We start from the raw sequence: 6,802 nt of genomic DNA, 5'->3' as shown, positions 1-6,802 counted from the left end.
GGCCCGTCGACCGCCTCACTACCCGCGTCGCCACCCGGCCCGCCACTCGAACGGCGCCCGTGACGGGCCCGCGCGGTGTCCGGGGTGCGACGGTGGGACGGTGGGGAGGTGAGCCGCTGTCGTCCGCGAAGGAGTCGACGTGAACTGTTATGACCGGCGTGACCTGGGTCTGCTGCTGCTCCGACTGGGTACCGGCGGCGTCCTGGCCGCGCACGGCGCGCAGAAGCTGCTCGGCTGGTTCGGCGGCGGCGGGATCGAGGGCACCGGCCAGGCCATGGAGGCCATGGGCTACACGCCGGGCCGGGCCAGCGCCACCGCGGCGGGCCTCGCCGAGGCCGGCGGCGGGACGCTGCTGGCCCTGGGGTTGGCCACCCCGGCCGCGGGGGCGGCCGCGGCCGGTGCGATGGCCGGCGCTGCGGCGGTGCACGCCCCGAACGGCTTCTTCGCCCAGGCCGGCGGCTACGAGTACGCGGTCTCCCTCGGCCTGACGGCCGCCGGCCTCGCGGTCACGGGCCCGGGCCGCCTCTCCCTGGACCACGCGCTGGGCCACGCAGCCAACCGCAACTGGATGGTCCCGGCCGCCTTCGCGGCGACGGCCGCGGCCACGGCGGTCGTCGTGGGAGCACGGAACCGGCGGGTACGGAGGGCGGCGGAGGGGCAGCAGGAACCACTGTTCGACTGACGTACCGCTCCGCTGCTCGCGCCGCCCGTGGCAGGCTGCCCGCCATGAGCGACGACCGCGGCAACGCCCCCGAAGACCTATGGACCACCATCGACGCCCTGTGGACGTGGCTGGAGGCGGACCAACCCGTCGGCGGCAGGGAGGGTCTGCTGCTGCGCATGCTGAAACTGTCCGAGGAGGTCGGCGAGGTCGCCGAGGCGGTGATCGGCGCGACCGGCCAGAACCCGCGCAAGGGCGTCACCCACACGTGGGACGACGTCGAGGCGGAGCTGTGCGACGTCGTGATCACGGCCCTGGTGGCGCTGCGGACCCTGACGCCCGAGGCGCGGGAGGTGTTCGGGCGGCACCTGGACCGGGTGGCGGGTCGGTCGCTGACGCCGGGGCCGTGACGGTCGGGCCACGAGCCCCAGGGCGATGACGGTCGGGCCACGAGCCAGGGCAGGGCACGGCCCGAGGTACGGCTGCTGGAGGCCGCCGCACCGCGGGCCGTGCCGCGGATGTGCCGGGTGGTGTCAGCCCGCGCTGCAGGAGACCGTGGGCCAGTTCCAGTTGCCGTTGGCCTGGATGGTCGCGCCCCAGTTGTCGCCGCTGCCGTTGGACTTCGCGGTCAGCACCTGGGCGCTGGGATAGCTCGCGTTGACGTTCCAGGTGGACAGGACCTTCGCCGGGGACGGCACGTTCATCGTCACGGTCCAGTCACTGGCCCCGCTGACCGAGACGTTGAGGTTGTACCGGTCCCCCCACCGCTGCCCGGCCGACAACGTCGCGGTGCAACCACCGCCACCGCCACCGCCACCGCCACCGCCCCCGCTGCCGCCGTCGGGGGCGACCGCGCGGCCGGTCTGCGGCGAGATCATGCCGGAGCACAGGCCCTTGCTCGCCAAGGTCTGTGCGATGCGCGGGACGGCCGCGAGCGTGTTGGCGGGCCAGTCGTGCATGAGGATGACCTGGCCGTTGCCCAACCGGGACACGGCCTGCACGATCGCGTCGGTACTGGCGTTGTTCCAGTCCTGCGAGTCGACGTCCCAGATCACCTCGGTCAGGCCGTACTTGGCCTCGACCGAGCGCAGCGTCGAGTTGGTCTCGCCGTACGGCGGACGGAACAGCTTGGGTGTGCCGCCGCCCGCGCTCGCGATGGCCTGCTGGGTCCGGGATATCTCCGAGTCCATCTGCGCCTGACTGAGCTGGGTCATGTGCGGGTGGGTGTAGCTGTGGTTGGCGACCCACATGCCGGCGTCGACCTGGGCGCGGACCAGGGACGGGTTCTGGGCCGCGTACTGGCCCTGGTTGAACATGGTGGCCCGCAGCCCGTTCTGCTTGAGCGCGTTGAGCAGGGCCTGGGTGGTGCCGGAGGGGCCGTCGTCGAAGGTGAGCCCGACGTAGCCGTTGCAGGCGGCGGCCTGCGCGGGGGCGGCGCCGGCGACGACGGTGCCCGCGGCGGCCAGGGCGGCGACGGCCACCCCGGTGACCAGGGGCCGCCATGACGACGGACGTGGTCTGGTGCGCATGGGGATGCTTCTCCTCGCTTCCTCGTACCGGGTGGTGTCAGCCCGCGCTGCAGGAGACCGTGGGCCAGGTCCAGTTGCCGTTGGCCTGGATGGTCGCGCCCCAGTTGTTGCCGCTGCCGTTGGACTTGGCGGTCAGCACCTGGGCGCTGGGATAACTGGCGTTGACGTTCCAGGTGGACAGGACCTTCGCCGGGGACGGCACGTTCATCGTCACGGTCCAGTCACTGGCCCCGCTGACCGAGACGTTGAGGTTGTACCGGTCCCCCCACTTCTCCCCGGCCGACAACGTCGCGGCGCAGCCACCGCCACCGCCACCGCCACCGCCGCCACCGCCGGAGCCCGTTCCACCGACCGTGATGTTGGAGCTGCCGCTGCTCTGGTAGCCCTCGGTGGCCATGATCATGTAGTAGCTGAAGTTGCCCAGCGGCATTCCGGCCCGTGCCCACGCGTCGAAGTGGTTGCCGGTGGTGATGGTGCCGCCGGTCCGCTTGGACTGCCGCACGCTCCAGTACTGGTCGAAGGTGCGGGTGCCTTCGACGGAGGGCGCGTTGTAGCGGGTCGTCTTGTAGATGTCGTAGGTGCCCCCGTCGGTGGTCACGGTGCCCTTGAACTCGCCCGTGGGTCGGAAGGTGCCCCAGTTGTCGACGATGTAGTACTCGACGAGGGGGTTCGACGTCCACCCGTACAGGGCCAGGTACGCGTTGCCGGACGGGTTGAAGGTGCCCGAGTACTGCACGGTCCGGCGTCCGCCGTTGCTCCAGCCCTTGCCCGCGACGAAGTTGCCGGTGTTGCGCCACGAGGTGCTGTACTGCCCGCCGGACCCCATGTCCATGGAGACGGTGCCCTGGCTGTCGGTCCAGAACGAGTAGTAGTAGCCGTTGTTGGTGCCCTCCTGGTTGGTCGTGACGACCGTGCCGGCGTGGGCGGTGCCCGGCATCATCATCGCGGCCAGGGCGGCCAGCGCGAAGGCCCACGCACTTCTGACGAGCAGTGTGACGGGACCGCTTCTGCGGCGCCCGGGTCGGACGAGCACGTTCATGCGGGTGCTTCCTCTCGTGAGGTCTCGTGCGGGTGCGACAACGGCGCCAGTGTTGGCCTGTCCCCGACAAGCGTCAACACTTTCGGTAAATATTTCGAAACCTTCGGCCTCACCCCGGGCCCCACCAAAAGGAAGAAGAACCAGCTCATCCCACATCTGACAACCACCGAAGCGGACCACCAAAAGGCCATCCGGTGCGTTGATCAGAAATGATGAGACCCCTCGCCGAAAGTTTCGACCGCAGGGCCTCTGGACAGCGGCGAGCGTCGGCTCACATCCTCGGGGAGGCAGAGCACAACGCACCCGCACGCCGTTCCCGGCACCGGAAGGTGGCGCTCGTGAAGTTCAGCTACGCCATGCTCCCCGACTACCCCCTGGCCGAGTCCCTGGAGTCCATCCGGCTCGCCGACGAACTCGGCTTCCACGCCTGTTACGCCGCCGACGAGACCTGGCACAAGGACCTGTGGCTCCTGTTCGCCGCCGCCGCGGGCCGCACCAGCCGGATCCGCCTCGGCCCGAGCGTCTCCCCCGTGACGCTGCGCGAGCCGACCCTGATCGCCCAGGCCCTCGCCACGCTCGACGAACTCTCCGGCGGTCGCGCCGAAGGCGTCCTGTCCAGCGGCAACTTCGGCCTGCTCGCGCAGTACCGCATCGACTGGGCCCGCACCAGGCCGCTCTCCCGCGTCAAGGAAGCCCTGCACGTGATGCGCACGTTCCTCGACGAGGGCGCCATCACGTACGACGGCGAGTTCTTCTCGTACGACGGCCTGTTCACGTTCGCCCGGCCCGTGCAGAGCCGACTGCCGCTGAAACTCGGAGCGATGCGGGGGCCGAAGTCCTTCGAGGCGGCGGGCGAGTTGTCCGACGGCTGTCACCACGCCCTCAGCTACACCCGCGAGGCCTACGACTACGCCGTGCACCACATCCGGGCGGGCGCGGAGCGCGCCGGCAAGGACTGGCGTTCCCTGGACATCGGGGCCTGGGTGGTCTTCGCGACCGGCCCCGACTCGGCGGCCGCCAAGGAGGCGGCGCGCAGCATGGTCGGCATCTACGCGTCCTCGATGCCGGAGGAACAACTGCGCCGCAACGGTGTGGACCCGGCGGAACTGAAACCGGTCATCGACGCGATCGGCGCCGGCGACCTGGCCCGCGGCATCGAACTGACCACCCCGGAGATCGCCGAGCGCCTCTCCGTCGCGGGCACGCCCGAGGAGTGCCGGGAGAAGATCGAACGGGACATCGCTCCCAGCGGCGTGAACCACATGATCTGCGCGATCACCGACCGCGCTCTGGTGAAGGCGTTCACGGGCCGCGACCTCGCGGGGGCGGCGGATGTGAACACGCAGCTGCGGCTCATCGCCGAGCGGGTGATGCCGGCGTTCGGGTGACGGGGTGGAGATGCCACCGGCCTCGGTGCGCTGGGGGGTCCCCTGTGCCCATGTCGCCGGAGTCCCGTTCACATGGGACGGGAATCCGGTCGGCTCACCGATGAGTTGAGCGCACGTAGTGGCCAACTGACGCCACACCCAGAAAAGTCGCGCTCGCTGCGTTCGTGGGCGGATCCACCGGTGCCGCCGGGCGGCACCGTCCCGTGCATCCAGTCACCTGTCGGCGGCTCTTACACCGCTCACGCCTCCGTCATCATGAGCCTCACGAACCGCGCCCACTCCTCGCGCCCGACGGCGAGGTGAGGACGCGCGACGTCCTTGGAGTCTCGTACACACACGGCCTGCCCGGTGATGGCAACCTCCACGCAGTCGTCACCCTGGCTGCCGCTGTAGCTGGACTTGAACCACGCCAGTTCCGGCCTCGTGCTCATAGCTCTCCTCGGAGTCGCTCCAGCAGGCCCCGCGAGTCCTTGGCGTTCAGGGCCTGCGAGCGCAGTGTGTCATAGCGCTGAGAGAGAAGGCTCACCTCTTTCACGTCGGAGATCAGGCGACCGTTCTGCTGCCCTTCGGAGTATGCATATCGCTGCCCCTTCGGGGTCTCCAGAAGCCGCACCGGTCCATCGAGACAGGCATGCAACCCGGCTTCCAACGGCACGACCTGAAGCGTCACGTTCCGCGGCGCGCTCAGCTCCAGCACATGGTCGAACATCTCCCGCATCTGTCCCGTGCCCCCGAACCTGCGCCGGAAGACGTGTTCTTCGACGATGAAGCTGAACGGCGTCGTCGGCCGCTCGAACAGCATCCGCTTTCGTTCCATCCGCCGGGCCATGAAGTCCTCCAGCAGGCTGTCCGGCGCCACTGGAACGGTCCCCTCGAACACCGCCCGCGCGTACCCCTCCGACTGCAACAACCCCGGCACCAGCCGGCACTCGTACGTGCACAGGCTCACCGCCACCCGCTCCAGCCGGGCCCACTGACGGAACCAGGCCGCGAGGCCCACGTCCCCGCGCCCCCGCGTCACGTACTTCGCCGACCTCCGTAGCGCGCCCGTGTTGCCCAGAGCCTCCTCGGAGCGCTCCACAAGCGCCACGTCGGGCATCCGGCGTCCCAGCTCGACCGACTCCACCGTGTGCTTGGAGAAGCTCACCAGGTCGGCGAACTCCGTCCTGCTGTACCCAGCGTGTTCGCGCAGCGCCTGCATGACCGCCCCGAACGTCCGCAGACTGTCCGAGGGATCAGGCTCCCGGTCCGCCTCGCCGCCCGGCATCTCCTCGTGCTCCATCACACCGCCGTCGATCATCCGCGGCCACCTCCGGTTCGCACCCGCCCCGTTCGTCACGCCTCACCCAGCGTGACGTACGAACCGCCGTACTGTACACGGAATGTGCCCGTACGCTGACTTAGCGTACGGGCGGTATGTGTGGAACACACCCCCGCACACCCGTCACCGTGGTCCCATGAACACGACCGCTCACCAACACGCCCCCACCGTACGCACGTTCGCCCAGCTCCTGTCGTCCACCCGGCGCGGAGCCCGGCTCGCCCGGCTGCTCGCCGTCGGGCAGCTCATGTCCTGGGAGGTGTCACCCGGCGTCACCGAGCGGACCGAGCAGATCGTGGCCGAACTCGCCGCCAACGCCGCACTGCACGGTCGTGTGCACAGCCGCGACTTCCGGCTCGGCCTCACCTTCGACCCTGTGGCCGGCCTGCTGCGCATCGCCGTGACCGACGCCCGGGGCGAGTGCCTCCCGTCGCCGCCCGTGGAGGGCGAAACGCCCCTGGACGCCGAGTCCGGCCGCGGCCTGTTCCTGGTCGCCGCCCTCGCCGACCGCTGGGGCGTCGAGCCGTATCCGCCCGGCGGCAAGACGGTCTGGGCCGATTGCGACTGCGCGGGTCCCGACCCATCGACCGCCTGATACGGCACGGCCTGCTGTGGCCGGATCCGTCCCACACCGTTGCTCGAGTACTGCCCGCCCCGGAAGATGGTCACGAACCCTTTCGCCCATCCTTGATCCTGCGTGGGTAGCCCCGGCTGCCCGGCCCGGGCCGGGCCCTAGCTGTATTGACCCGCAGCGTTGTTCACACGGCTGATGGGTGGCTTGCCGCCGAGTGCGGTGTGGCAGCGGTGGTGGTTGTAGGTGTGCAGGAAGTCTGTCAGGGCTGCGGTGCGTTCGGTGTTGCTGGT

The 6,802-nt window shown here is 70.1% G+C and carries 8 protein-coding genes and 1 pseudogene; 4 read left to right on the top strand and 5 right to left on the bottom strand.

Features of this window, described 5'->3' with window-relative positions; genetic code table 11:
- Window positions 1-139: 139 nt before the first annotated feature.
- The gene (locus RM812_RS40330; RefSeq protein WP_311585704.1) at window positions 140-682 is read left to right on the top strand and encodes a DoxX family protein; all 543 of its coding nucleotides are present in this window, start codon (window positions 140-142) and stop codon (window positions 680-682) included.
- Window positions 683-726: 44 nt separating this feature from the next.
- Window positions 727-1,071, top strand: a complete 345-nt coding sequence (locus RM812_RS40325; protein WP_311585702.1) for a MazG-like family protein — start codon at window positions 727-729, stop codon at window positions 1,069-1,071.
- A gap of 123 nt (window positions 1,072-1,194) precedes the next feature.
- Here RM812_RS40325 and RM812_RS40320 read toward each other — a convergent pair whose 3' ends face one another.
- Together RM812_RS40320 and RM812_RS40315 are read right to left on the bottom strand one after the other, a co-directional pair.
- The gene (locus RM812_RS40320) at window positions 1,195-2,190 is read right to left on the bottom strand and encodes a polysaccharide deacetylase family protein (RefSeq protein ID WP_311585700.1); all 996 of its coding nucleotides are present in this window, start codon (window positions 2,188-2,190) and stop codon (window positions 1,195-1,197) included.
- A gap of 37 nt (window positions 2,191-2,227) precedes the next feature.
- Window positions 2,228-3,229 (bottom strand): glycoside hydrolase family 11 protein, encoded by a 1,002-nt coding sequence (locus RM812_RS40315; RefSeq protein ID WP_311585697.1) that lies wholly within the window; start codon window positions 3,227-3,229, stop codon window positions 2,228-2,230.
- A gap of 338 nt (window positions 3,230-3,567) precedes the next feature.
- On the opposite strand from RM812_RS40315, the gene RM812_RS40310 reads away from it, so the two are divergent.
- Entirely contained in the window at window positions 3,568-4,617 is a 1,050-nt protein-coding gene (locus RM812_RS40310; RefSeq protein ID WP_311585695.1) for an LLM class flavin-dependent oxidoreductase, read from the top strand.
- Between the two features lie 239 nt (window positions 4,618-4,856).
- Here the strand turns inward: RM812_RS40310 and RM812_RS40305 are convergent, their stop codons facing one another.
- Both RM812_RS40305 and RM812_RS40300 read right to left on the bottom strand, forming a co-directional pair.
- Window positions 4,857-5,048, bottom strand: a complete 192-nt coding sequence (locus RM812_RS40305; protein ID WP_311585693.1) for a DUF397 domain-containing protein — start codon at window positions 5,046-5,048, stop codon at window positions 4,857-4,859.
- Entirely contained in the window at window positions 5,045-5,917 is an 873-nt protein-coding gene (locus RM812_RS40300) for a helix-turn-helix domain-containing protein (protein WP_311585691.1), read from the bottom strand. Before RM812_RS40300 ends, RM812_RS40305 begins: the two co-directional genes overlap by 4 nt.
- Window positions 5,918-6,074: 157 nt before the next feature.
- Between RM812_RS40300 and RM812_RS40295 the strand changes: the two genes are divergently transcribed.
- Entirely contained in the window at window positions 6,075-6,533 is a 459-nt protein-coding gene (locus tag RM812_RS40295) for an ATP-binding protein (RefSeq protein ID WP_311585689.1), read from the top strand.
- 137 nt (window positions 6,534-6,670) lie between these two features.
- On the opposite strand, the pseudogene RM812_RS40290 reads toward RM812_RS40295, so the two are convergent.
- Window positions 6,671-6,802, bottom strand: a pseudogene (locus RM812_RS40290) (IS481 family transposase); the annotation flags it as partial.

The sequence above is a fragment of the Streptomyces lancefieldiae genome (assembly GCF_031845825.1).
Lineage (GTDB): Bacteria > Actinomycetota > Actinomycetes > Streptomycetales > Streptomycetaceae > Streptomyces > Streptomyces lancefieldiae.
This window is presented reverse-complemented; position numbering and strand designations above follow the sequence as displayed.

Bases quoted from the DNA above. Each gene is read 5' to 3' on its own strand.
- RM812_RS40305 (WP_311585693.1), bottom strand. From the start codon at position 5,048: ATGAGCACGAGGCCGGAACTGGCGTGGTTCAAGTCCAGCTACAGCGGC.
- RM812_RS40295 (WP_311585689.1), top strand. From the start codon at position 6,075: ATGAACACGACCGCTCACCAACACGCCCCCACCGTACGCACGTTCGCC.
- RM812_RS40315 (WP_311585697.1), bottom strand. From the start codon at position 3,229: ATGAACGTGCTCGTCCGACCCGGGCGCCGCAGAAGCGGTCCCGTCACA.
- RM812_RS40300 (WP_311585691.1), bottom strand. From the start codon at position 5,917: ATGATCGACGGCGGTGTGATGGAGCACGAGGAGATGCCGGGCGGCGAG.
- RM812_RS40320 (WP_311585700.1), bottom strand. From the start codon at position 2,190: ATGCGCACCAGACCACGTCCGTCGTCATGGCGGCCCCTGGTCACCGGG.
- RM812_RS40325 (WP_311585702.1), top strand. From the start codon at position 727: ATGAGCGACGACCGCGGCAACGCCCCCGAAGACCTATGGACCACCATC.